Source organism: Klebsiella sp. Shm-1 (assembly GCF_040804525.1).
GTDB lineage: Bacteria > Pseudomonadota > Gammaproteobacteria > Enterobacterales > Enterobacteriaceae > Klebsiella > Klebsiella pneumoniae.
The window spans coordinates 5,114,039-5,139,015 of the sequence record NZ_CP161823.1 but is presented as its reverse complement, the minus strand read 5'-3'; the positions used below and the strand labels follow the sequence as shown (position 1 = coordinate 5,139,015).

General features: G+C 58.0%; 24 protein-coding genes. 9 read left to right on the top strand and 15 right to left on the bottom strand.

What is annotated here, in order from left to right; all coding sequences use genetic code 11:
- Window positions 1–82: 82 nt before the first annotated feature.
- The 4 genes from rhaS (AB1E37_RS25030) to rhaB all read right to left on the bottom strand — a co-directional run bounded on the left by rhaS (AB1E37_RS25030) (window position 83) and on the right by rhaB (window position 4,853).
- Window positions 83–1,069, bottom strand: coding sequence for a rhamnose ABC transporter substrate-binding protein (gene rhaS / locus AB1E37_RS25030; protein WP_002882880.1), 987 nt, complete (start codon window positions 1,067–1,069; stop codon window positions 83–85).
- Between the two features lie 81 nt (window positions 1,070–1,150).
- A complete protein-coding gene (gene rhaD, locus AB1E37_RS25025; protein WP_002882882.1) occupies window positions 1,151–1,981 on the bottom strand; it encodes a rhamnulose-1-phosphate aldolase in 831 nt (276 codons plus the stop codon).
- Between the two features lie 149 nt (window positions 1,982–2,130).
- Window positions 2,131–3,390 (bottom strand): L-rhamnose isomerase, encoded by a 1,260-nt coding sequence (gene rhaA, locus AB1E37_RS25020; RefSeq protein WP_004150375.1) that lies wholly within the window; start codon window positions 3,388–3,390, stop codon window positions 2,131–2,133.
- Window positions 3,387–4,853 (bottom strand): rhamnulokinase, encoded by a 1,467-nt coding sequence (gene rhaB / locus AB1E37_RS25015; protein ID WP_032448330.1) that lies wholly within the window; start codon window positions 4,851–4,853, stop codon window positions 3,387–3,389. The genes rhaA and rhaB overlap by 4 nt, the downstream gene beginning before the upstream one ends.
- Before the next feature lie 310 nt (window positions 4,854–5,163).
- Between rhaB and rhaS (AB1E37_RS25010) the strand changes: the two genes are divergently transcribed.
- Both rhaS (AB1E37_RS25010) and rhaR read left to right on the top strand, forming a co-directional pair.
- On the top strand, window positions 5,164–6,000 hold the full coding sequence (gene rhaS, locus AB1E37_RS25010; protein ID WP_004146257.1) for an HTH-type transcriptional activator RhaS: 837 nt from the start codon (window positions 5,164–5,166) through the stop codon (window positions 5,998–6,000).
- A 73-nt stretch (window positions 6,001–6,073) separates the two neighbouring features.
- A complete protein-coding gene (rhaR, locus tag AB1E37_RS25005; RefSeq protein WP_002882891.1) occupies window positions 6,074–6,919 on the top strand; it encodes an HTH-type transcriptional activator RhaR in 846 nt (281 codons plus the stop codon).
- 32 nt (window positions 6,920–6,951) lie between these two features.
- On the opposite strand, the gene rhaT is transcribed toward rhaR, so the two are convergent.
- A complete protein-coding gene (gene rhaT, locus AB1E37_RS25000) occupies window positions 6,952–7,986 on the bottom strand; it encodes an L-rhamnose/proton symporter RhaT (RefSeq protein WP_002882892.1) in 1,035 nt (344 codons plus the stop codon).
- A gap of 288 nt (window positions 7,987–8,274) precedes the next feature.
- Between rhaT and sodA the strand changes: the two genes are divergently transcribed.
- Window positions 8,275–8,895 (top strand): superoxide dismutase [Mn], encoded by a 621-nt coding sequence (sodA, locus tag AB1E37_RS24995; protein ID WP_002882894.1) that lies wholly within the window; start codon window positions 8,275–8,277, stop codon window positions 8,893–8,895.
- 72 nt (window positions 8,896–8,967) lie between these two features.
- Window positions 8,968–9,642, top strand: coding sequence for a 6-hydroxyaminopurine reductase (gene yiiM, locus AB1E37_RS24990; protein WP_002882896.1), 675 nt, complete (start codon window positions 8,968–8,970; stop codon window positions 9,640–9,642).
- A 67-nt stretch (window positions 9,643–9,709) separates the two neighbouring features.
- On the opposite strand, the gene cpxA is transcribed toward yiiM, so the two are convergent.
- Both cpxA and cpxR read right to left on the bottom strand, forming a co-directional pair.
- Window positions 9,710–11,083, bottom strand: coding sequence for an envelope stress sensor histidine kinase CpxA (gene cpxA, locus AB1E37_RS24985; protein ID WP_002882898.1), 1,374 nt, complete (start codon window positions 11,081–11,083; stop codon window positions 9,710–9,712).
- Entirely contained in the window at window positions 11,080–11,778 is a 699-nt protein-coding gene (gene cpxR, locus AB1E37_RS24980) for an envelope stress response regulator transcription factor CpxR (RefSeq protein ID WP_002882901.1), read from the bottom strand. The genes cpxA and cpxR overlap by 4 nt, the downstream gene beginning before the upstream one ends.
- Before the next feature lie 149 nt (window positions 11,779–11,927).
- Between cpxR and cpxP the strand changes: the two genes are divergently transcribed.
- The 3 genes from cpxP (at window position 11,928) to pfkA (ending at window position 14,651) form a co-directional block, all read left to right on the top strand.
- The gene (gene cpxP / locus AB1E37_RS24975; RefSeq protein ID WP_002882903.1) at window positions 11,928–12,431 is read left to right on the top strand and encodes a cell-envelope stress modulator CpxP; all 504 of its coding nucleotides are present in this window, start codon (window positions 11,928–11,930) and stop codon (window positions 12,429–12,431) included.
- A 158-nt stretch (window positions 12,432–12,589) separates the two neighbouring features.
- Entirely contained in the window at window positions 12,590–13,492 is a 903-nt protein-coding gene (fieF, locus tag AB1E37_RS24970; RefSeq protein ID WP_002882907.1) for a CDF family cation-efflux transporter FieF, read from the top strand.
- A gap of 196 nt (window positions 13,493–13,688) precedes the next feature.
- On the top strand, window positions 13,689–14,651 hold the full coding sequence (pfkA, locus tag AB1E37_RS24965) for a 6-phosphofructokinase (RefSeq protein ID WP_002882911.1): 963 nt from the start codon (window positions 13,689–13,691) through the stop codon (window positions 14,649–14,651).
- Window positions 14,652–14,712: 61 nt separating this feature from the next.
- On the opposite strand, the gene rraA is transcribed toward pfkA, so the two are convergent.
- The 7 genes from rraA to priA all read right to left on the bottom strand — a co-directional run bounded on the left by rraA (window position 14,713) and on the right by priA (window position 22,665).
- Window positions 14,713–15,198 (bottom strand): ribonuclease E activity regulator RraA, encoded by a 486-nt coding sequence (gene rraA / locus AB1E37_RS24960; RefSeq protein WP_002882913.1) that lies wholly within the window; start codon window positions 15,196–15,198, stop codon window positions 14,713–14,715.
- Window positions 15,199–15,290: 92 nt separating this feature from the next.
- On the bottom strand, window positions 15,291–16,211 hold the full coding sequence (menA, locus tag AB1E37_RS24955) for a 1,4-dihydroxy-2-naphthoate polyprenyltransferase (protein WP_002882914.1): 921 nt from the start codon (window positions 16,209–16,211) through the stop codon (window positions 15,291–15,293).
- Between the two features lie 69 nt (window positions 16,212–16,280).
- Window positions 16,281–17,615, bottom strand: coding sequence for an HslU--HslV peptidase ATPase subunit (hslU, locus tag AB1E37_RS24950; protein WP_002882917.1), 1,335 nt, complete (start codon window positions 17,613–17,615; stop codon window positions 16,281–16,283).
- Between the two features lie 9 nt (window positions 17,616–17,624).
- Window positions 17,625–18,155, bottom strand: a complete 531-nt coding sequence (gene hslV, locus AB1E37_RS24945) for an ATP-dependent protease subunit HslV (protein ID WP_002882918.1) — start codon at window positions 18,153–18,155, stop codon at window positions 17,625–17,627.
- A 91-nt stretch (window positions 18,156–18,246) separates the two neighbouring features.
- On the bottom strand, window positions 18,247–19,197 hold the full coding sequence (gene ftsN, locus AB1E37_RS24940; protein WP_004901737.1) for a cell division protein FtsN: 951 nt from the start codon (window positions 19,195–19,197) through the stop codon (window positions 18,247–18,249).
- A gap of 93 nt (window positions 19,198–19,290) precedes the next feature.
- Window positions 19,291–20,319 (bottom strand): DNA-binding transcriptional regulator CytR, encoded by a 1,029-nt coding sequence (cytR, locus tag AB1E37_RS24935; protein ID WP_002882921.1) that lies wholly within the window; start codon window positions 20,317–20,319, stop codon window positions 19,291–19,293.
- A gap of 150 nt (window positions 20,320–20,469) precedes the next feature.
- The gene (priA, locus tag AB1E37_RS24930) at window positions 20,470–22,665 is read right to left on the bottom strand and encodes a primosomal protein N' (protein WP_004901742.1); all 2,196 of its coding nucleotides are present in this window, start codon (window positions 22,663–22,665) and stop codon (window positions 20,470–20,472) included.
- Window positions 22,666–22,917: 252 nt separating this feature from the next.
- Between priA and rpmE the strand changes: the two genes are divergently transcribed.
- On the top strand, window positions 22,918–23,130 hold the full coding sequence (gene rpmE, locus AB1E37_RS24925) for a 50S ribosomal protein L31 (RefSeq protein ID WP_002882922.1): 213 nt from the start codon (window positions 22,918–22,920) through the stop codon (window positions 23,128–23,130).
- Between the two features lie 101 nt (window positions 23,131–23,231).
- Here rpmE and metJ read toward each other — a convergent pair whose 3' ends face one another.
- Complete coding sequence (gene metJ / locus AB1E37_RS24920; protein WP_002882924.1) at window positions 23,232–23,549, bottom strand: met regulon transcriptional regulator MetJ; 318 nt, start codon at window positions 23,547–23,549, stop codon at window positions 23,232–23,234.
- A 267-nt stretch (window positions 23,550–23,816) separates the two neighbouring features.
- Here metJ and metB point away from each other — a divergent pair, with 267 nt between their 5' ends.
- Window positions 23,817–24,977 (top strand): cystathionine gamma-synthase, encoded by a 1,161-nt coding sequence (gene metB, locus AB1E37_RS24915; RefSeq protein WP_004150388.1) that lies wholly within the window; start codon window positions 23,817–23,819, stop codon window positions 24,975–24,977.

Here is a 24,977-nt window from a genome sequence, read left to right as displayed (position 1 = left end):
TAACCCTCCCCCACAGGGGCGAGGGAACGGTCCGGCGTCCGCTGGCCGCATCGCGCAGAGGGCCGGGGTGAGGGAACAAGGATTAGAAAATTTTCGAGAACTTATCGATGTTGCTCGCATCGTAGACAAACGGCTTGGCCATCGCGCCATTCCCCTCGGCGTCCAGCTTCACTTTGCCCAGCTTGCCCATACTGGCTTCGGTTTTGGTCGCCGTGCCTTTGACTAAATCGTCGGCCAGATAGGTGGCGGCGTAGCCCAGGTCAATCGGGTTCCAGATGGCGAAGCTTTTGCTGGCGCCGGACTTGATCGCGCCGGCCATTTCCGACGGCAGCCCCAGCCCGGTGACATACACTTTGCCGATTTTGCCCTGGTCCTTCACCGCCTGCGCGGCGGCAACAATCCCCACCGACGACGGCGAGACAATGACTTTCAGGTCCGGATATGATTTCAGCAGACCCACCGCTTCGCGGTAGCTTTTATCCGACAGATCGTCACCGTAGGCGACGGTGACCAGCTGCACCGACGGATACTGCGGTAGCACCTTTTTCATCTCCTCAATCCAGATGTTCTGGTTCGTGGAGGTTGGGGTGGCGCTTAACACGGCCACCTCGCCTTTCTCAACGTTCAGCGCCTGCAGCGCATCGGCGGCAAGCTTGACGTTGGTTTCGCCAATTAAGGCGTTATTTGAGGGGTTAAGATGGATCTGACGGCCTGCCGGCGCCACGCCGGAGTCCCATGAGACCACCTTGATGCCGCGCTGCATCGCTTTTTTCAGCACCGGCACCACCGCGTCCGGATCGTTGGCGGAAATGGCGATCGCATCCACCCCCTGGGCGATCAACCCGTTCAGCACGTCGATCTGCGCCTCGGCGGTGGTAGTGGTCGGGCCGGTGTAGATCACTTTGACATCACCTAACTCCTTGGCTGCCTGTTGGGCGCCAACGTTGGCGGCTTCGAAGAAGCCATTTCCCAGCGATTTCGCCACAAGGGCGATTTTAACTTCGGCTAAGGCGGAACCGGACAACGCCAGGGCGGCAACGGTGAGGATCAAGCTTGTCTTTGTTTTCATTGCTTTTACTCCACATGAGTTAGTTTTGTAGGGTTTGCAGGTGATATTTCGCCCCGTCTCGGTGAGCGGGGCGCGATGTTGTTATGGATAAAGATCTAAAGCGGACTGCAGCGGCTGCACGTTGAAGCGTTTGCCAAGGGCGATAAGCTCGTCGCGGGTGATGGTCTGCTTCATCCCGCCCATCGACAAGACTTTCACCAGCACTTCGGCGGACTTCTCGGCGGTATCGATCAGGCCGAAGGTCTCATCCAGCGTGGGGCCGCTGCCGAAGACGCCGTGGAACGGCCACAGCACCAGCGAGTGTTTTTGCATGGTTTCGGCGGTCGCCTGGCCGATTTCATCGGTGCCCGGCACCATCCACGGCAGAATGCCGACGCCATCCGGGAAGACCACCAGACATTCGGTGCTACCTTCCCACAGCTTACGGGTGAAAAGATCGCTGTGGTTCTCCAGAACATAGGTCAGGGCGATCAGGTTGGTGGCATGGCAGTGCATGATTACCCGGTCTTTGCCGCCGGTCAGTTTGATGCGCTCGCTGTGCGACAGGAAGTGTGCCGGCAGCTCGGAGGTCGGGACGGCATCCTCCGTCAGGCCCCACAGGATATGGTATCCCGCGCCGTCGCTGTCGACCTTCACCACGCCGAGGTTAGCGGCCGGGTCGAGCTGGACGTTACGGAAGAATTTGCCGGAGCCGGTGACGATAAACGGCTGGTTGGCCAGGGTTGGCATCGGCTGGCTGAGGGCGATATAGCGCGGTTTGGCGTGGAAATCCGCCGCGTAAGGTTCGATATCCGCTTCATCCAGACGCAGCGTCAGGTTGCCGCCGTTGCGTTCGTCCCAGCCTTTCAGCCAGGCGTCGGAGGTGGCTTTGATCATGCCCTGGACGAACCAGGCGTCGATAATGGTCTGCATAGTCTTGTCTTTCCTGTTGATTCGGTGCGGGGTTGACCCCCTCACCCTAAATATGTGCGTGCCCCCGGATTGCGCCGTAAACGGCTTATCCGGGCTACCGGTTCGTAGCCCGGGTAAGGCGTCAGCCGCGACCCGGGGAAGCTCGTGCATTACCCGCGCTGGCTCAGAACCGCATTCTCATAAGCCCGTACGCTGTCCAGCCACTGGCTGCCCGCCGGCGTGTCGTGACGCTGACAGTACATCTCCCAGATGGCCTGCCACGGCAGCGATTTTTGCTCTTCGAGCAGCGCCAGGCGGGCGGTGTAATCGCCGTCGTTCTCCAGCTGGCGCAGCTGGGCGGTCGGTTCCAGCAGGGCGCGCAGCAGCGCTTTTTTCATATTGCGGGTGCCAATCACCCAGGCCGCGATGCGGTTGATGGAGGCATCGAAGAAGTCGAGGCCGATGTGCACGCGGTCAAACAGGTTATGGCGAATGATTTCGCTGGCGATGGCCTGGGTTTCATCATCCAGCAGCACCACGTGGTCGCTGTCCCAGCGCACCGGGCGGCTGACGTGCAGCAGCAGGCGCGGGATGTAGAGCATGGCGGCGGAGATCTTGTCGGAGATCACTTCCGTCGGATGGAAGTGGCCGGCATCGAGGCACAGCGCCGTCTGACGGCTGGTGGCGTAACCCATATAGAACTCGTTGGAGCCGACGGTGTAGCTTTCGGCGCCGATGCCGAACAGCTTGCTCTCCACGGCGTCGATATGGTGCGCCGGGTCGAGCTTCTCGCTGATCACCTCATCAAGGGCGTTCAGCAGCCGCTGGCGCGGGGCGAAGCGGTCAACGGTTATATCCTTCATGCCGTCCGGCACCCAGATATTCATCACCGACGGCGTGCCCAGCTGTTCGCCAAAATAAGCGGATACGCGGCGGCTGGCTTTGCAGTGGTCGATCCAGAACTGGCGGATCTCATCGTTGGCGTGCGACAGGGTAAAGCCGTCGGCGCTCAGCGGATGCGAGAAGCAGGAGGGGTTGAAATCCAGCCCCAGTTTGTTGGCTTTCGCCCACGTAACCCAGTTTTTAAAGTGCTCCGGCTTAATCTCATTGCGCGCTACCGGCGCGTCGGATTCCAGGTAAATAGCGTGCAGATTGAGACGCTTTGGCCCCGGGATCAGGCTCAGCGCCTGCTCAAGGTCGGCGCGGAGTTCTTCTGCATTGCGCGCTTTGCCCGGGTAGTTGCCGGTCGCCTGGATACCGCCGGTCAGGCTTCCCGCCGGGTTTTCGAAACCGGCGACGTCGTCACCCTGCCAGCAGTGCATGGAGACGGGCAGACGGTCCAGCTGGCGCAGGGCCTCCTCGACATCCACGCCGACGGCGGCGTAGCGCTGCTTAGCAATTTCCCAGGCTTGTTCAAGTTGAGTGGTCATGCGCAAAGCTCCTTGGTCTGTTGTGGCTGAAACTGCGCCACGAAACGGGCAATTTCACTATCAGGATTGGGGGTAAAAGTGGTGAGCGCCGCGTTGCCGCGCACTACCTGACGAAACTCATCGACATTGGCCAGCTCGTCGAGGGTCATTAACTGGATGCCGATATTGCCGAGGGTGGAGGCCTCTATCGGGCCGGCCACGACGGCGATCCCGCAGGCGTCAGCGCACAGCTGGTTGAGCTGCGTGTTCTGACAGCCGCCGCCGACGATATGCAGCTGGCTGAAGGGGTGGCCGCGCAGCGCCGCCAGCTCGTTAAGCACCCGGGCGTAGAGCAGCGCCAGGCTGTCGAAAATGCAGCGCGCCAGTTCGGCATCGCTTTCAGGAACCGGCTGCCCGGCGTCGCGACAGGCGGCCTGGATCTCGGCGCTCATACTGGCCGGGTTGATAAAGCGGTCATCGTTGCAGTCAATTATGAAGCGGCACGCCGGTAGCGCGGCGGTGCGGGCGATCAGCCCCTGCAGGTCGCTGACGTTTTGCTCTTTTAGCACCCGCTGCAGCAGCCACAGGCCCATGATATTTTTCAGCACCCGATAGCGGCCTTCGGCTCCGCCTTCGTTGGTGATATTGGCCTGCAGCGCCGCGTCGCAGGTGTACGGCGTCAGGCTTTCAAACCCCATCAGCGACCAGGTGCCGGAGGAGAGATAGGCGGCATGGCGGTCGGCCAGCGGGGAGGCGATCACCGCGCTGGCGGTGTCGTGGCTGGCGACAGCGACTACCGGAATTCGGTTACCCTGCGGGCAGATCCAGTGGCCTATCACATTGCCGGGGTGGGTCGGCTTTCCGAACCACGCCAACGGCGCGCCGGTCCAGTTCAGCAGCGTCTCATCCCAGCTATCGCTGTTAATATTGACCAGCTGGGTGGTGGTGGCGTTGGTATATTCCCAGTTCAGATTGCCGGTCAGGCGGAAGCTGAAATAGTCGGGGATCAGCAGGGCATGGGCAGCCTGACTGACCAGCTCCGGCTGCTGCTCCACCAGCGCGCGCAGCTGATAAAGCGTGTTAAACGGCAAAAACTGAATGCCGCTGCGGCGATAGATTTCCGCCCGGCCCAGCTGCGCTTCAGCGTGACGCAGCAGGCCCTGGGTGCGGTCGTCACGATAGGAAATCGGCAGCCCGACGCGCTGGCCCTGCTTATCCAGCAGGACATAATCTACCCCCCAGGTATCGATGCCGATACTGTCTATCAGAATGCCCTGCTCACACACTTTCTCCAGCCCGCGGCGGATCTCGCCTTCCAGGCTATCTACATCCCAGCAGTCGAAGCCGTCTACTTTCTGCAGACTATTGGTGAAGCGATGAATTTCGCGCAGCGTCAGGGCGCGCGGCCCGGGCTGATAGCTGGCGAGCATCACCCGCCCGCTGGAGGCGCCTAAATCGACAGCGACACAATGACGAATACTCATGAAACGATCCTTCTTAAAATCATTGTCCGCAGTCTAAAAAAGGCCGTTTACTGACACCTTCTCGCTACGGACAGCCAAAACTGGCCGCTGGCAAGAAAGCAAAGGTGACCGTGAGGGACATCACAGTTTGCGGTTTTAGGGGATGGCGAGGGGGATGTGATGGCCTCCGCAGTTCCGCATCTTTCCGGCTGATTCTTGAAAAAGCGGCAGGATTTACGAATTTCGCGGTCAAAAATTGAAGGCCGGATAGCCAACCCTTCATTACTATCAGCCGGTGACTGATAATTTTTCTCATTACGAGGGTGGCATCATGACCATATTGCACAGTACGGATTTCTTTAAGGCCGGGATCTCGACGGTGGCTATTGAACCCCGCCTCCCTCAGTCGGCCTTTCCGGAACATCACCATGATTTCCATGAAATAGTTATCGTGGAGCAGGGATCGGGTATTCACGTCTTCAATGGCCAGCCCTACACCATTGGCGGCGGTTCGGTCTGTTTTATCCGCGATCACGACCGCCATCTTTACGAGCACACGGATAATCTGTGTCTGACCAATGTGCTCTATCGCGCGCCGGATGCGTTTCGCTTTCTCGCCGGGGTCAGTCAACTACTGCCCCAGGAACAGGAAGGAAACTACCCCTCGCACTGGCGGGTGAATCAAACCGTCCTGCAACAGGTGCGGCATATCGTGGCGCAGATCGAGGCCGTGGGGAGCGATACGGATACTCATGCCGTCGCCAGCCGTGAGATCCTGTTTATGCAGCTGCTGGTGCTGTTACGTAAAAGCAGCCTTGCGGAAGAGGCCACCAACAACGATGCGCGGCTGAATCAGCTGTTGGCCTGGCTCGAAGACCATTTTGCGCAGGAGATCTGCTGGGAGGAGGTGGCGGCGCAGTTTTCGCTGTCGCTGCGTACGCTGCACCGCCAGCTGAAGCAGCAGACCGGTCTGACGCCACAGCGCTATCTTAATCGGGTGCGCCTGATGAAAGCCCGCCACCTGCTGCGCCACAGCGATGAAAGCGTGACTGATATCGCTTTTCGCTGCGGCTTCGGCGACAGTAACCACTTTTCGACGCTTTTTCGCCGGGAGTTCGACTGGTCGCCGCGCGATATCCGCCAGGGGCGCGACGCCATTCTTCAGTAACGCGAGAAGAGTCAACGTATTGCAGACTAAAAACGCGAATAATGCGCCGTTATCCGCGTTTGGAGTGTGAGCCGTGGCCGGTCTGATTTTACGTAAAGAGGAGTTTTTCCCTTCCGCCACACAGGCAGTGGCGGTGGCAGACCGCTACCCGCAAAATGTCTTTGCCGAACATACCCATGAGTTCTGCGAGCTGGTGCTGGTGTGGCGAGGCAACGGGCTGCACGTCCTTAACGATCGCCCCTGGCGCATTACCCGCGGCGATCTGTTCTACATTCGCGCCGAAGATAAACACTCCTATGCTTCCGTTAACGATCTGGTTCTGCAGAACATCATCTATTGCCCGGAGCGGCTGCAGCTCAATTTTGACTGGGCCGGGGCGATCCCTGGCCTCTTCGGCACGCCGTGGAAGCCCCACTGGCGCATGGGCAGCACAGGTATGGCGCAGGCGCGCCAGGTGATTAGCCAGCTTGAGCATGAGTGCGCCCGGCGCGACGCGCAGGGAAATGCGATGGCCGAACTGCTTTTTGCCCAGCTGGCGCTGACGTTGCAGCGCCATCGCTACGCGACGGATGATCCCGCGGCGACGCAGCGCGAAGCGCTGCTGGACAAACTGCTGGCCGCGCTGGCGGCCAGCCTTAGCCGCCCCTTTGTTCTGGAGCGTTTCTGCGAGCAGGAGGGCGGCAGCGAGCGGGCGCTTCGCCAGCAGTTTCGCCAGCAAACCGGGATGACCATCAATCACTATTTACGCCAGCTGCGGATCTGCCATGCGCAGTATCTGCTGCAGCATACCGAGCGCTTAATCGGCGATATCGCCATGCAGTGCGGCTTTGAGGACAGTAACTACTTTTCGGTGGTTTTTAGCCGGGAAATCGGCATGTCGCCGGGGCAGTGGCGGCAGCGCAGTCGCGCCGCCGCCTGAAGAGCGTCGTTGTCAGGCATATGATCCGGTGATTAACTGGCCATTCCCAGACCGACGATATTGGCGGCGATGATAATCACCACGCAGCCGAGGCTCAGGACGCTCACCGGACGACGGCCGGCGTTGTTCCACTCCTTCAGCACCAGACCCACCACACCGCCGCACAGCACGTAGAAACTCATGTGCAGCATCCAGCTCATATAATCATACTGCGCCGGAATGCTGGCGTGGCCCCAGGCATAGAAGAAGAACTGGAGGTACCACATCAGACCGCCGAGGGCGGAGAGCAGAAGGTTGCTGATGATAAGCGGTTTGGCCAGCGAGAAATCGGCTTTGACTGACAGGTTCTTCACTTTCGCCAGACGAATAAAGCAGAAGCCAAGGTTAACCAGCGCCCCGCCGCCCATAATCACCACGTAGCTTGGCAGCGCTGCGTACAGCGGGTCGACGCCGAGCGCCGCGGCGGCATCATGCATCGGTTTGGCGGCGTTCATCGCGAACGACATCCCTGCGGAGAAGATACCGCACATTACCGCCAGCAGAAGCCCTTTCTTCAGATTGAACTCTTCGGCTTTGATGCCCATTTTGCGCTCTTTCAGCTGGCCTGCGCGGGTGACGATGCCGACGCCAATCACCGCCACCAGCACGCCGAGCAGCGTCATTTGACCGCCCTGGGTGTGCATCAGCACTGCAAACTGACCGTTAATAATCGGCGTCATCAGCGTGCCGACAATCAGCGTGATGCCAATGGCGATGCCAATCCCCATCGACATGCCAAGATAGCGCATGGTCAGGCCATAGTTGATATTACCAATGCCCCACATGGCGCCGAACAGAAAGACCGGCAGCAGCGTGGAGGCGCTAAAAGAGCGGTAGTAGGCCCAGAAGTCGGGTAACAGCGTGGCGCTGATGGCCCAGGGCAGAATCAGCCAGGAGACGATCCCCCCGACCGACCACATGGTTTCCCACGACCAGTGTTTTACTTTCTTGAACGGGGCATAGAAACAGGCGGCACTGGCGGCCCCTATCAAATGCCAAAAAATACCCATCGTAATCGCGTGGTTCATTGATTTTATCCTCATCTTTTTTATCGGAGACGGCGGCTTCCGATGGGATGAGTGTAAAAATTGGCAGCTTTGGCCGCCTTCAGGACGTTGCCACAGGATGGCGAACCCTGGCAACCATGGGCTTAATTAGTTGTTCTACATCACAAAACGACGGGTATTTCTTCTGGTTATATCCATATGAAAAATACGGCATTGATAAGCATTTTCAATACCATTTAATTAACTATAATGGACAAACTGCTTACGCGGCGTTAACACTTGAGCCGCTCGACAATAATGGAGATGATTATGAGCTATACCCTGCCATCCCTGCCTTACGCTTACGATGCTCTGGAACCGCACTTCGACAAGCAGACGATGGAGATCCATCACACTAAACACCACCAGACCTACGTGAACAATGCCAACGCCGCGCTGGAAAGCCTGCCGGAGTTCGCTAACCTGTCCGCTGAAGAGCTGATTACCAAGCTGGATCAGCTGCCGGCTGACAAAAAAACCGTACTGCGTAACAACGCCGGCGGCCACGCGAACCACAGCCTGTTCTGGAAAGGCCTGAAAACCGGTACCACCCTGCAGGGCGACCTGAAAGCGGCTATCGAGCGCGATTTCGGTTCCGTGGAGAACTTCAAAGCGGAATTCGAAAAAGCCGCTGCTACCCGTTTCGGCTCCGGCTGGGCGTGGCTGGTCCTGAAAGGTGACAAACTGGCCGTTGTCTCCACCGCCAACCAGGATTCCCCGCTGATGGGCGAAGCCATTTCCGGCGCTTCCGGCTTCCCGATTATCGGCCTGGACGTCTGGGAACACGCTTACTACCTGAAATTCCAGAACCGCCGCCCGGACTACATCAAAGCCTTCTGGGACGTAGTGAACTGGGACGAAGCTGCAGCGCGTTTTGCCGCCAAAAAATAAGGTTGCATTGCGCTAAAAGAGAAGCGAGTCTGATGACTCGCTTTTTTTATATCTGTAGCAAGGAGAGCAGCCATGCATTATCCGGTGAATGTCTTTGTCGGCAAAATCAGGGACTACGCGGGCAGTCGCCCCAGCGCGATCGACAAAATCCAGGTCGACGGAGAATTGCAGCTCGGCGATCTCGGTCTCGATGGGGACCAGCAGGCGGAGAAGAAAATCCACGGCGGGCCGGACCGCGCGCTGTGTCATTATCCGCGCGAACACTATGCCGACTGGATCCGTGACTTCCCCCAGCAGGCCGAGCGGTTCTGCGCGCCGGCGTTCGGCGAAAACCTCTCCACCACCGGGCTTACCGAGCAAAACGTTTATATCGGCGATATCTTTCGCTGGGGCGAGGCGCTGATCCAGGTCACCCAGCCGCGATCGCCGTGCTTCAAGCTCAACTTTCATTTTGCGATCAATGATATGGCGCAGCTGATGCAAAACAGCGGAAAAACCGGCTGGCTGTACCGGGTGATTGCCGGAGGGCAAGTTTCCAGCGATGCGCCGCTCGAGCTGGTTTCCCGGCTGAGTGATGTCAGCGTTCATGAGGCCGGGGCGATTGCCTGGCAGATGCCGTTTGATGATGATCAGTACCACCGCTTATTGTCGGCAGCGGGCCTGTCTGTTAGCTGGAGCCGAACGATGCAGAAACGGCGTTTAAGCGGCAAGATAGAGGATAGTTCGCGGAGATTATGGGGGAAATAATCCCCCATATTAAGTATTCCCGGGGATGCTCCCGGCGCAGCGCCGCACAGCGCAGGCCGGGTCGGCGTCAGGTTCGTTTATACAGCGGCAGCCAGATTGTTAAACGCAGACCACCCAGCGGGCTGTCGTCGGCCTTCACCCAGCCGCGGTGCTGCTGAATAGCGGTTTCGACAATCGCCAGCCCCAGGCCGGTGCCGCCGGACTCGCGGTCGCGCGCCTCGTCGGTCCGGTAGAATGGCCGGAAAATCTGTTCGCGATCTTCCGGGCTGACTCCCGGGCCGTCGTCATCGACGTTAACCGTAATCCCGTCTTTATCCACCGAGAAGCTGACGGAAATTTTCGTATGCGAGTAGCGCAGGGCGTTGCGCACGATATTCTCCAGCGCGCTTTCCAGCGCATTAGGGTTACCGTACAGCGGCCATGGGCCCGGCGGATACTCAACGGTGAAAGATTTCCCCATCTGCTCAGCTTCAAAGGCCGCATTGTCCAACACTTCGTTCCATAGCTGATTGGCTTTCACCGTCTCGCTGACCAGGGCGTTTTTCGCCTGATTGCGCGACATCACCAGCAGGTCGTTGATCATGCTGTCCAGCCGGTGCGCTTCAGTTTCGATACGCTCCAGCTCCTTACTCTCTCCGCTGCGGCGACGCAGCAGGGCGGTACCTAATTGCAGGCGCGTAAGCGGCGTGCGCAGCTCGTGCGAGATATCGGACAGCAGCCGCTGCTGGCTGGTCATCATCCGCTCCAGGGCCGTCACCATCTGGTTAAAACTGGCGCCAGCGGCTAAAAACTCCTGCGGCCCGGCTTCCAGCTCCGGATGCTGGCGCAGGTTGCCCTGGGCGACTTCATCGGCGGCATTTTTCAGCTTACGCGCCGGTTTCGCCAGGCTCCACGCCAGCCACAGCAGCAGCGGGGCGCTGACCAGCATCGTGACGATTAGCAGCAGCAGCGGCCGGTCAAACAGCAGGTTGATAAAGTCGGATTGTGAGGTGCTGGCGGGACGAATCAGATAGAGCTGATAGTTATCCTCCCCGTCCCGGACGGAAAACGGGCCCACCATTTCCAGGCGGCCATAGCGTTTTTTCTGCGGATGATCGGCGTTATCGGCCTGGCCGATAAAGTTACGAATGATCTGCATTTCGTTGCGTTCTGCGCCGATCACGCGGCCTTCGCTGGTCACCAGCAGCAGGCGTTGTCCCGGAGGCGCCCATTTATCGATGGCGCGAAACAAACGACGCCACCACATCAGGTCGTTTGGCGGATCGTTGGCCAGCTCGGCCTCGACGTGCTGCTCGATCATGATGCCCTGACGCTGCTCGCTTTCCAGCAGCTCGGTCATCTGCCGGGAATCCAGTTTGGGCAACATCAGCACCAGCATCAACACCAGCGCCAGCGTGAGCCAGAAGATGGCGAAGATGCGTGCAGTCAAACTTCCAATCATGAAGCGGAAACCATCAGATACCCGCGGCCACGCAGCGTTTTAAACCACGGATGGCCATCTTTGCGCTCCGGCAGCTTACGCCGCAGGTTGGAAATATGCATATCGATGGCGCGGTCGAACGGCGTCAGGCGCTTGCCTAACACTTCCTGGCTTAAATGCTCACGGGAGACTACCTGACCGAGATGCTGCGCTAACAGATAGAGCAGGGTGAACTCGGTGCCGGTGAGCTCCAGCGTCTGGCCATCGAAATTGGCTTCCTGGCGGCCCGGATTGAGGCTTAAGGCATCCACTTCCAGGGTTGGTGAGCCGGCTTCGGTCGTCTGCTGCTGCTCGCTCCAGTGGGAACGGCGCAGAATCGCGCGTATACGGGCCACCAGCTCGCGATCGTTGAATGGCTTAGGCAAATAGTCATCCGCGCCCAGCTCGAGGCCGAGAACGCGATCCAGCTCGCTTCCGCGCGCTGTTAGCATGATAACCGGAGTCTGGTGTGTCTGACGCAGCTCTTTCAGCGTATCGATACCGTTTTTCTTCGGCATCATCACGTCGAGCAGCAATAAATCAACGCTGTCGTCCAGAAGGGCCAGCGCCTGTTCCCCATCATGGGCCACCAGCACGTTAAAACCTTCCATATCGAGCAGCTCTTTTAACAGGGAGGTGAGCTCCCGGTCATCATCAACTAACAGGATTTTATTCATTGTTTAAATACCTCCGAGGCAGAAATTACGTCATCAAGGCCCGCTAATCCATGACTTTACGTTGTTTTACACCCCCTGACGCATGTTTGCAGCCTGAATCGTAGACTGTCTCTCGTTGAATCGCGACACAAACGTTTTGGGAGTATGTGATGCGCAATGTTATCGCTGCCGTCATGGCCTCAACGCTGGCGCTAAGTGCATATAGCCAGGCCGCTGAAGTCGTTACCAGCGTTAACTGGCTCCCCGGAGACGACGGGGGACAGCGCGGTAGCCAAAGCCATATGTTTGACGGCATAAGTTTAACCGAGCAGCAACGTCAGCAGTTACGGGATCTTATGCAACGGGCACGCCACGACAGGCTCCCCGTTAATGTTAGCGAAATGGAGACAATGCATCGCCTTGTCACCGCAGAAAATTTTGATGAAAACGCTGTGCGCGCTCAGGCAGAAAAGATGGCGCAGGAACAGGTTGCCCGCCAGGTCGAGATGGCTAAGGTTCGCAACCAGATGTACCACCTGCTTACGCCAGAGCAGCAAGCGGTTTTAAATGCTAAGCACCAGCAGCGTATGGATCAGTTGCGTGAGGTTGCAAGGATGCAGAAAGGCTCAGCGATGATGCTTTCGAGTAGTAGCAACACCCTGCAACCCCAGTAACAAACCCTGTTTTCCTTGCCATAGACACCATCCCTGTCTTCCCCCACATGATGTGGGGGTTTTTTTTGCCCTTTTTACGGTAAATCAACTCCTTCGCCTATCCCGTGAGCGTCACAAGTTCGGGTTATACTAAGCGCATTGCAGGAGAAGGAGCCTATATGAATCAATCTTATGGCCGGTTGGTCAGTCGCGCCGCTATCGCCGCGACGGCTATGGCCTCCGCGTTACTTTTGATCAAAATTTTTGCGTGGTGGTATACCGGTTCTGTCAGTATTCTGGCTGCGCTGGTGGATTCGCTGGTGGACATTGCCGCCTCGCTGACCAACCTGCTGGTGGTTCGCTATTCGCTACAGCCTGCTGATGAAGAACATACCTTTGGTCATGGCAAAGCGGAGTCGCTGGCGGCGCTGGCGCAAAGCATGTTTATCTCCGGCTCGGCGCTGTTCCTGTTTCTCACCGGCATTCAGCACCTGGTGCGTCCGGAGCCGCTGCAGGCCGCCGGCGTCGGGGTCGTCGTCACATTGATCGCCCTCGTTAGTACGCTGGCGCTGGTGACTTTCCAGCGCTGGGTGGTGCGAAAAACCCAGAGCCAGGCGGTGCGGGCGGATATGCTTCATTATCAGTCTGATGTTATGATGAACGGCGCCATTCTGGTGGCGCTGGGCCTCTCCTGGTACGGCTGGCATCGCGCCGACGCGTTGTTTGCCCTGGGGATTGGCATCTATATTTTATATAGCGCGCTGCGGATGGGCTATGAGGCGGTTCAGTCACTACTCGACCGCGCCTTGCCTGACGAGGAGCGTCAGGACATTATCACCATCGTGACCGCATGGCCCGGCATCCGCGGGGCGCACGATCTACGAACGCGGCAGTCAGGGCCGACCCGCTTTATTCAGATTCATTTGGAAATGGAAGATAACCTCCCGCTGGTGCAAGCCCACGTGATTGCAGACCAGGTGGAGCAGGCGATTCTGCGCCGTTTCCCGGGGTCCGATGTCATTATCCATCAGGATCCCAGCTCTGTGGTGCCAGCGGCGCAGCAGGGCTTTTTTGAGCGTTAGGTTATAGTCTGTAAACTCGATGTAAAAATGTGGGGCAGATCGGCATTTTTTGTATAAATTACCGCCGTTTGGTCTGACCTGAATCAATTCAGCTTGAGGCGTTTGATATACTATTGTCATTAGCGTCGTGCACTCCTGGTGAGGGAGCGCTTCAGGCAACAGAATTATTTTTTGCTTCCTAAGTTCAGAGGTAGTCATGATTAAGAAAATCGGTGTGTTGACAAGTGGCGGTGATGCGCCGGGCATGAACGCAGCAATTCGTGGCGTTGTGCGCGCGGCATTAACGGAAGGTCTGGAAGTTTTTGGAATCTATGACGGTTACCTCGGATTGTATGAAGACCGTATGGTTCAGCTCGACCGTTACAGCGTTTCCGACATGATCAACCGCGGCGGCACCTTCCTGGGCTCCGCTCGCTTCCCGGAATTCCGCGAAGAACACATCCGCGCTGTGGCTATCGAAAACATGAAGAAGCGCGGCCTGGACGCGCTGGTGGTTATCGGCGGTGACGGTTCCTATATGGGGGCGATGCGCCTGACCGAGATGGGCTTCCCATGCATCGGCCTGCCGGGCACTATCGACAACGATATCAAAGGCACTGACTACACCATCGGCTTCTTTACTGCCCTGAGCACCGTGGTGGAAGCGATTGACCGTTTGCGCGACACCTCCTCTTCGCACCAGCGTATCTCCGTGGTGGAAGTGATGGGCCGTTACTGTGGCGACCTGACCCTGGCGGCGGCGATTGCCGGCGGCTGTGAGTTTATCATGGTGCCTGAAGTGGAATATACCCGTGACGATCTGGTGGCAGAAATCAAAGCCGGTATCGCGAAAGGGAAAAAACACGCTATCGTGGCCATCACCGAGCACATGTGCGACGTTGACGAGCTGGCAAGCTACATCGAGAAAGAGACTGGCCGTGAAACTCGCGCCACCGTCCTCGGCCACATTCAGCGCGGCGGTTCCCCGGTTCCTTACGACCGCATCCTGGCTTCCCGCATGGGCGCCTATGCGATTGAGCTGCTGCTACAGGGCCATGGCGGCCGTTGCGTCGGCATCCAGAACGAGAAGCTGGTGCACCACGACATCATCGATGCCATCGAGAACATGAAGCGTCCGTTCAAGAACGACTGGCTGGATTGCGCGAAGAAACTGTACTAAGTTACGCGCCGGATAAACAAAAGGCCTTCTCATGGAGAAGGCCTTTTTTATGGCGGAAGGTTTATTCGATATCCAGCGGGTCTTCCGACAGGATCATCCCGGTGTTATCGGCATACAGATGGTCGCCGGAGAAGAAAGTCACCCCGCCGAAATTGACGCGCACGTCGCTTTCGCCGATGCCTTCGCCAGCCGCGCCGACCGGAATAGCCGCCAGCGCCTGAATACCAATGTCCAGCTCCTCAAGGTCGTCAACCTGGCGCACCGCGCCATAGACCACCAACCCTTCCCATTCATTCTGGACGGCCAGACGCGCCAGGTCAGCGTCAATTAACGCGCGTCGTACTGAGCCGCCGCCGTCGATCAGGAGAATATGACCACGGCCATTCTGCTCGAGCAGATCGTAGAGCAACCCGTTATCCTCGAAACATTTAACCGTAATGATCTGTCCACCAAACGACGACCGTCCTCCAAAGTTAGAGAACAGCGGTTCCACGACGTTGACATCTTCCTGGTAGATGTCACAAAGCTCGGAAGTATCGTATTTCATAGGCTTAACGTTCAGTTGCTGCGAGAGTTTTTAGTATATCCCGCGAATCGCATTGTTGGCAAAATCATCAATTGTTAATTGATATTTGTCAGTTAAGCCATCAGCTTACTGGCAATAATTCCGATAACAAACAGCAGGTTGGTTAGTAAAGCCCCTTTGACCGTCTTTTCGAGCATTGGCCGCATCGCCAGCGGATCGGATTCGCGCAGGACGTAGCGCGCCTGTTTCACCAGCAGCGGCGTGGCGAGAATAAACAGCCAGCCCCAGGCTGAATGCAGCGCCAGCAGGTTAAACAGCGCCAGACACAGCAGGGCGCCGAGCAGCAGGCAGGCATGATAGCGGCGGGCATTGACCGGGCCCAGGCGCACGGCGAGGGTGTTCTTCCCGTTCTGCCGGTCGCTGTCGATATCGCGCAGATTATTGATGTTCAGCACGGCGGTCGCCAGCAGACCGCAGGCTGTCGCCGGCAGAAAAATGGCCGCTTCCACATTATGGGCTTGCAGATACCAGCTGCCGAGGACGCTCAGCCAGCCGAAGAAAACGAGTACTGAGATATCACCCAGACCAATATATCCATACGGACGGGTGCCCACCGTGTAGGTGATGGCGGCCACGATAGACAGGCCTCCCAGGGCGAGGAAGCCGATGAAATCGCCGACGCTCTGCCAGGCGGCGCACAGCAGCGCCAGACCAAACAGGCAGATGAGTACGACGGTGACGATCAGAGCGCGCTTCATCTGCTGGGGGGTAATCACCCCTTTCTGCATCCCGCGCAGCGGCCCGATGCGATCCGGTTTATCGCTCCCCTTAACCGCGTCGCCGTAGTCATTGGCGAGGTTGGAAAGAATTTGCAGCAAGCCGGCGGTGATCAGCGCCAGCAGGGCAACCCAGGGATCAAAATGGCCCTGCTCCCAGGCAAGGACGGTGCCAACAATAATCGCGGCAAATGCCAGCGGTAACGTTTTAGGACGCAGGCTTTCCAGCCACGCCTGTGAACGGCTGATATCAGTCATAGTTATTCTAGCCAATAAAAATGGGGGCGATAGCCCCCATCAACAGTGATGAAAATGCATTGCACCGGATTATAGGATAAAACGGCTCAGATCTTCATCTGCCACCAGAACATCCAGGTGTTTACTCACATATTCGGCATCAATAGTGACGGTCTGGCCGTTCATCTCGCTGGCATCATAGGAGATATCTTCCACCAGGCGCTCCAGCACGGTGTGCAGGCGACGCGCACCGATGTTCTCGGTGGTTTCGTTTACCTGCCATGCGGCCTGGGCGATGCGCTTGATGCCGTCTTCGGTGAATTCGATGTTCACCCCTTCGGTCGCCATCAGCGCCTTGTACTGCACGGTGATGGAGGCATTCGGCTCGGTCAGGATGCGCTCGAAGTCGTGGGTGGTCAGCGCCTTCAGCTCAACGCGGATCGGCAGACGCCCCTGCAGTTCCGGGATCAGATCGGATGGGCTGGCCACCTGGAATGCGCCGGAGGCGATAAACAGGATGTGGTCGGTCTTGACCATCCCATGTTTGGTGGAGACGGTGCAGCCTTCCACCAGCGGCAGCAGGTCGCGCTGTACGCCTTCGCGGGAGACGTCCGGGCCGGAGGTGTTGCCGCCGCGCTTACAGATTTTGTCGATTTCGTCGATAAAGACGATACCGTGCTGCTCTACAGCGTCGATGGCTTCCTGCTTCAGCTCTTCCGGATTGACCAGTTTGGCCGCTTCTTCTTCAATCAGAAGCTTCATCGCGTCTTTGATTTTCAGCTTACGCGGTTTCTGCTTCTGACCGCCGAGGTTCTGGAACATAGACTGCAGCTGGCTGGTCATCTCTTCCATGCCCGGAGGGGACATGATTTCAACGCCCATCGGCGCCGCAGCGAGATCGATTTCAATCTCTTTATCGTCCAGCTGGCCTTCACGCAGTTTTTTACGGAACGCCTGGCGCGCTGCAGACGGTTCCTGCGACGGCTCAGTCTGGCCCCAGTTGTTCTTCGCCGGTGGGATCAGCACGTCAAGCACGCGCTCTTCCGCCAGCTCTTCCGCGCGGTAACGGTTCTTATCGATGGACTGCATGCGAACCATTTTGATCGCCGCATCGGTCAAATCGCGGATGATGGAGTCCACTTCTTTACCGACATAGCCCACTTCGGTGAACTTCGTCGCTTCAACTTTGATAAACGGCGCGTTGGCCAGTTTTGCCAGACGACGGGCGATTTCGGTTTTACCGACGCCGGTTGGGCCGATCATCAGAATGTTTTTCGGCGTGACTTCATGACGCAGCTCTTCGTTAAGCTGCATCCGACGCCAGCGGTTACGCAGGGCGATAGCAACAGAACGCTTGGCGGCGTCCTGACCGATAATGTGTTTGTCCAGTTCGCTGACAATTTCGCGTGGGGTCATTTCAGACATGGGAGATCCTTACGCTTTAGAAGGTAATTCTTCGATGGTGTGGAAATGGTTGGTATAGATGCAGATATCACCTGCAATATCCAACGCTTTCTCGGCGATGTCGCGCGCGCCCATATCGGTATTTTCCAACAGCGCGCGGGCCGCGGCCTGGGCGTAAGGACCGCCGGAGCCGATAGCAATCAAATCGTTTTCCGGCTGTACCACGTCACCGTTACCGGTGATGATAAGCGACGCGTTTTCGTCCGCGACGGCCAGCAGCGCTTCCAGTTTGCGCAACATCCGGTCAGTTCGCCAGTCTTTGGCCAGCTCAACGGCGGCCTTCACCAGATGGCCCTGGTGCATTTCCAGTTTACGTTCAAACAGTTCGAACAGCGTGAAGGCGTCGGCGGTGCCGCCAGCGAAACCGGCAATCACTTTGTCGTTGTACAGACGACGCACTTTCTTCACATTGCCCTTCATCACGGTGTTGCCCAGCGTGGCCTGGCCATCACCGGCAATAACAACATGGCCGTTACGGCGAACACTTACAATTGTAGTCACGAGCAGACCCCTTGGTTGCAAAAGCGGAACAGGGGCCCCGCGCTGTCCGCGGGGCCGAATGCAATTATAGATGGGGGGGATTTTGAGGGTTTCAACCCCTGGCGGCGAGACGAATGCAGTTCGCGTGTCCAGCCATCTTCAGGCGGGTGATCATCTCGTTGGCGCTTTCTTTGCCTTTCAACGGGCCAATAACCACGCGGTTCCAGCCGTTGTTAGTGGTAATGTGCGAAGCAAACCCTTCGAAAGCCAGCTGAGCGCGGACGGTTTCGGCCTGCTCGGCGCCTTTAAAAGAGCCGCACTGGATCATCCAGCTACGATCGTCTTTCTTCTCGGCAGTGGTTTTCGGCGCTTCTTCCACCCGAGCTACCGGCGCCGCGGCCTGGGTACGCGGCTGCGTGGTATTGGTATGCGCTGGCGTCTGCAGCAGATCCTGGTACGGCTGCTGGTTTGACGCGGTCTGCTTCGGCTGTTGCTGCTGAACCGGCTTCGGCTGCTGTTGGACGGTCTGCGCCTGAGTCTGCGCCCACTGTTGCTGCTGCGCCTGCTGCTGTTGCTGCGCTAAACGCTGACGCTGAAGCGTCTGCTGGCGCTGCGCCGGCGTTTGTTCGTTCCATGGCACTTCGGTCAGCTGGGTCGGCTGCTGGCGCATATCGGCCTGCATCTGGGCGAGCAGCTGGCGCTGCTCGTCGGTCAGCTGTTCCGGTTTCATGACTTCGCCACCGGCGGTCGGTTCGGTCGGCGCGCGGACGCCAGGCTGGCGGCTTTCCAGCTCTTTAATATAGCGCCAGCGCTCTTCCGGTTTGGGCGGCAAGCCGTTGCCGGCGGCCTGGCGATTTTGCATCGCTTCCGCTTCTTCTTTCTTATGATGCGTAATGAAATAGAGGCCACCGATAAAGGCCACCAGCACAGCCGCCGCGATCGCCACCATCGCCGGTGAAATCGCCGGAAGGCTGCTTTGCTTATTCCTTGAGCTTCGGGTCGTGCTCTTTTTGCGCCGCGAAGAAGCCGGTTGGCTGCGGCGTACATAATCTCGTTGTGCCACTATCGTTTCGCTGTCTTATATTCGTTCGTCAGCCCGCCATGTTACTTAAGCGGCGGGCCTTTGACCAGAAGAGCAGGCCCGAAAGCCTGATGGTTATCGTCTGATTTTTTGCGTACTGCCGCGAACAATCAGTTCGCAATCGAGCAGACGCGAGCCGCTGTTCACGTTATGCCCCTGCATTTGCTCCAGTAATAGCAGCATTCCTTCACGGCCGATATCAAACCGTGGCTGTGAAACCGTGGTCAACGGCGGATCGCAAAATTCAGACAACGCGATGTTATCGAAGCCGACAATTGACAGGTCGTCCGGCACTTTCAGACCGCGACGTTTTGCCAGCGATAAGGCGCCCAGCGCCATCACATCGCTATGGCAAAAGACCGCCGTGGGCGGCACCGGCTGCGCCAGCAGCTGCTCCAGCGCATTGGCGCCGGCTTCGAAGGTAAAGTTGCCGCGAGCAATATAGTGCGGATCGACGGTGATACCGCTGCGGCGCAGCGCCTGCACATAACCCTGCAGGCGATAATGGCACAACGGCATATCTTCCGGGCCGGCGATACAGCCGATACGCTGATGTCCCAGCTCGTGGAGATAATTTACCGCGTTAAAGGCCGCCGTCAGGTTATCGATATGGACGGTGGGCAGCTCCAGCTCCGGCGCAAACTCATTCGACATGACCATTGGCGGCAAATTGCGCTGCTCTTCCACGCTGGCGTCAAACGGCAGGCGCGAGCTGAGCAGCACCATGCCGTCGATCTGCTTGGTGATGATAAGGTCGATAAAGGTTTTTTCTTTCTGATTCTGGTGGGCGCAATCGCCGATTAACACCAGATAGCCGTGCTCGGCGGCAGTGACTTCAATACCGCGGATCACTTCACTAAAGAAGGGATCGCAGATATCCGGGACGATCACGAGGATCGTTCGCGATTCGTTGCGCTTCATATTGCGTCCGAGCGACTGCGGTAAATAGCCGACTTCCAGCGCCGCCTGCTCGACCCGGTTACGGGTGGCTTGCGACACCTTATCAGGGTTCATCAACGCTCGGGACACGGTTGCCGTGGAAACGTTTGCCTTGAGGGCGACGTCTTTCATGGTGGCGGCAACCACTTGTTTTTTGGGCTTCACCTGGTTTCTCCTCGCTGAATGGCGCTGGCATTTCCCTTGGGCGCTAACTGCTGCATCATTTTTATCAGATAGTCGCGGCAGTGAGTTACAGAATTTTCATGAAAAACGTGATGCTTGTTAAATTTTTCGATCCGGCTCGCAAGAGAAGGCTTATCCTTCAATCGGATCGACATCCAGCACCCACTTCACTTTTCTCGCCTCCGGAAGCGTATTGATCAGCGCCAGCGTACCGCTAACGATATGTTGCAGACGCACCCGCGAAGGATGCTGCAGCAATATTTGCCAGCGCCAGCGGCCGCCGCGCTTTGGCGCCAGCGCCGGAACCGGACCGAGCACCCATAGCTTTTCGTCGGCCAGCGGGCTGGCCTGCAGCAGATTGCGCAGCTGTTGTAAAAACAGCGGCGCCTGCTGGTTGTTATGGTCTTCCGCACGAATCAGCACATGGCTGGTCCACGGCGGCAGCTGCATCGTCTGCCGCTCTGCCAGCGCCTGTTCGGCAAAGGCGTCGTAGCCTTTATACAGCAGGGTCTGCAGTAGAGGGTGTTCCGGATGGTGGGTTTGAAGAATGACCTCGCCCTGTTTTCCTGCCCGGCCCGCTCGTCCGGAGACCTGGGTATAAAGCTGAGCGAAACGCTCTGCGGAGCGGAAATCAGCGGAAAACAGCGCCCCGTCGACATCCAGCAGGGAGACGAGGGTGACGTCCGGGAAGTGGTGCCCTTTGGCCAGCATTTGGGTGCCAATCAGAATACGCGCCCCGCCGCGATGGACGGCGGCGAGATGCTCCTCCAGCGCTCCTTTGCGGCTGGTGGTATCGCGGTCGATACGCGAGATAGGCACCTCAGGGAACAGCGGCGCCAGGGCCTGCTCCAGCTGCTCGGTGCCGATCCCTACCGGCACCAGATGCGTGGAGCCGCAGGAAGGACACTGGCGCGGGATTGGGCGCTGGCTGTCGCAATGGTGGCAGCGCAGATGGTGCTGCGCCTGGTGCAACGTATAGTAACTGTCGCAGCGCGGGCATTCCGCTATCCAGCCGCAATCGTGGCACAGCAGCGCTGGCGCAAAGCCGCGGCGGTTAAGAAACAGGATCACCTGGTTATCCGCTTGCAGGTGCTGGCGCATACGGCTAATCAGCGCGGGAGACAGGCCCGCCTGCAGCGGTTGCCCTTTGAGATCGAGCACGTGCTGCTGGGCCGGGCGCGCATTGCCCGCGCGTTTGCTTAAGGTTAACTGGCGATATTTACCCTGGCGGACGTTATGCAGAGTCTCCAGCGCCGGCGTCGCCGAGCCGAGAATTATCGGGATCTGCTCGCTGTGGGCGCGCCATACCGCCAGGTCGCGGGCATGGTAGCGCCAGCCTTCCTGCTGCTTGTAGGAGCTGTCATGCTCTTCGTCGATGACGATGACGCCGAGATCTTTAAATGGGGTAAACAGCGAGGAGCGGGTGCCGATCACAATGGCCGCTTCGCCATTTTTCGCCTTCAGCCAGGCCGAGAGACGTTCGCTGTCATTGAGCCCGGAGTGCAGCACTTCCACCGGCGCGTTAAAGCGCTGGCGAAATCGGGCGATGGTTTGCGGCGTCAGGCCGATCTCCGGCACCATCACCAGCGCCTGGCGCCCCTGCGCCAGCACATTCTCCAGCACGCTCAAATAGACTTCCGTTTTCCCGGAGCCGGTAATACCCGCCAGCAGCCAGGCGGAGAAACGATCGGCGGCGCTGTGGATCGCCCCGACGGCGGTGGCCTGCTCGGTATTCAGGCGCAGGCGTTCGCCGGCAACCGAATACGCGCTGCGCCAGTCGGTGAGGGCGGGCGCTTCGCAGGCCAGCTCCGCCAGCCCTTTGCCGCGCAGCGCCTGCAGCGCCGCTTCATTGAATTCCAGTTCGCCAACCTGATGACGCCAGATTTTGCCCTGGCGCAGCGCCGCCAGCGCCTGCTGCTGCTTCCGGGAGCGTTTCAGACCGTTAAGGTCGACAACCTGCCCCTGCTCGGTGGCGAACCAGTACCACAGCGGCGTGGCGCTGGCGGGTTTGCCCTGGCGCAGCATAACGGGTAATGCATGGAACAGCACATCGCCGATCGGGTGATGGTAATACTCAGCCGCCCACATCAGCAGTCGCCAGACAGTCGTGGAGAAGGCCGGCTCGTCGTCCAGCGCTTCGGCGACCGGTTTTAGCTCATCCAGCGGCAGTTCGCTGCGCTCGCTCACCGCCGCGACAATGCCGATCCGCTCCTGTTTGCCGAACGGCACCCGCACCCGACAGCCCGCTTTGACCGCCATGCCTTCAGGCAGCAGGTAGTCAAAAGTGCGCGGTAGCGGAACGGGTAGGGCAACGTGGGCGACGGACATGTCATCTTCCTGACTTGAAATCTGGCGGGATAGTATACACATTACGATAAGGCGGCGCGGATCAGTTTGCATATGCTGGTCAAATTCTGTATGATTCGCCGCCTTTGATGCGCTTTATATCGCATTGAAGATTGACCATTACCGCGTGCTTCACGCTGTCAGCAGCGTAGAAGGCGACGGGAAATTACTAATATCGCGTGGTGTCTGGCGTTAGGGCTGGAAGAGCGACGCGGCCTTAACTGAGGTTCTCCCATGAAAAAAGGTATTCACCCAAATTACGACGAAATTACTGCTACCTGTTCTTGCGGTAATGTCATGAAAATCCGCTCCACCGTTGGTCACGACCTGAACCTCGACGTGTGCGGCAAATGCCACCCGTTCTTCACCGGCAAACAGCGTGATGTTGCTACCGGTGGCCGTGTTGACCGCTTCAACAAGCGCTTCAGCATCCCGGGCAGCAAGTAAGTTGCCAGAAGAAGCCGCCTCAGGGCGGCTTTTTTGTCTCTCCCGCCTGCCTGGGCGGGAAAGAAAAAAGGGCGGAAGATTATTCCGCCCTTTTTATCGTCTCAGTATTCCCACGTATCCGGGTCGATTCCCAGTTCACGCATAATCGCTTTCGCCGCTTCCGGGATCTCATCGCTGCGCTCTTTACGCAGGTCTTCATCGTTAGGCAACGGTTGTCCGGTAAAGGCATGCAGAAACGCTTCGCACAGCAGCTCGCTGTTGGTCGCGTGACGCAGGTTATTCACCTGACGACGCGTGCGTTCATCGGTGAGGATTTTTAACACCTTCAGAGGAATGGAAACCGTAATTTTCTTTACTTGTTCACTCTTCTTACCGTGCTCAGCGTATGGGCTGATATATTCGCCGCTCCATTCAGCCATGAGATACCTTAATCCTCTGTTTATTAGTGAAGGGCCAGAATATTCCGCCCGGGCTATAATTGCGCGTAGTTTACCGTATGCGCGGGCTTTCTGACATGAGATAAGCCGCCGACGACGTGCGCTAATGCATATAATTTTAACGGCTATTTGCACTTTGCTCAATCTATACGCAAAGAAGTTTAGATGTCCAGATGTATTGACGTCTATTGTGACAATGATTACTCTGGAGCCTGACTTTTCACCGATTCAGCCCAGGAACTTCCCAACATGACGCGTAAACAGGCCACCATCGCAGTGCGTAGCGGTTTAAATGACGACGAGCAGTACGGTTGCGTTGTCCCGCCGATTCACCTCTCCAGTACCTATAACTTCACCGGCTTTAATGAACCGCGCGCCCACGACTACTCCCGTCGTGGCAATCCGACGCGCGATGTGGTGCAGCGCGCCTTAGCGGAGCTGGAGGGCGGCGCCGGCGCGGTGCTGACCAATACCGGAATGTCGGCGATCCTGCTGGTGACGACGGTGTTCCTTAAACCTGGCGATCTGCTGGTGGCGCCGCACGACTGCTACGGCGGCAGCTACCGTCTGTTCGACAGCCTGGCGAAGCGCGGCTGCTATCGCGTCCAGTTTGTCGATCAAAGCGATGAGCAGGCGCTGCGGGCGGCGCTGGCGGAAAAACCGAAGCTGGTGTTGGTGGAAAGCCCAAGTAATCCATTGCTGCGGGTGGTGGATATTGCGAAAATCTGTGGTCTGGCGCGTGAGGCCGGGGCAATTAGCGTGGTGGACAACACCTTCCTGAGCCCGGCGTTGCAAAACCCGCTGGCGCTGGGCGCCGATCTGGTGCTGCATTCCTGTACCAAATACCTCAATGGTCACTCCGATGTGGTGGCCGGGGTGGTGATTGCCAAAGATCCGGCAACTGTCACCGAACTGGCATGGTGGGCGAATAATATTGGCGTCACCGGCAGCGCCTTCGACAGCTATCTGCTGTTGCGCGGGCTGCGGACGCTGTCTCCACGGATGGAAGTGGCGCAGCGAAATGCCCTGGCGATCGTTGAGTATCTGAAAACCCAGCCGCTGGTGAAAAAGCTGTATCATCCATCGCTGCCGGAAAACCAGGGGCATGAAATTGCGGCGCGTCAGCAAAAAGGTTTTGGCGCAATGTTAAGCTTCGAGCTTGACGGTGACGAGCAGACGCTGCGCCGTTTTCTGAGCGGGCTGTCGCTGTTTACACTGGCGGAATCGCTGGGGGGCGTTGAAAGCCTGATTTCCCATGCGGCAACGATGACGCATGCCGGCATGGCGCCTGAAGCGCGTGCCGCCGCCGGAATTTCAGAAACGCTCCTGCGTATATCGACCGGTATTGAAGATGGTGAAGATTTAATTGCCGACCTGGAAAATGGCTTCCGGGCAGCAAACGAGGAATAA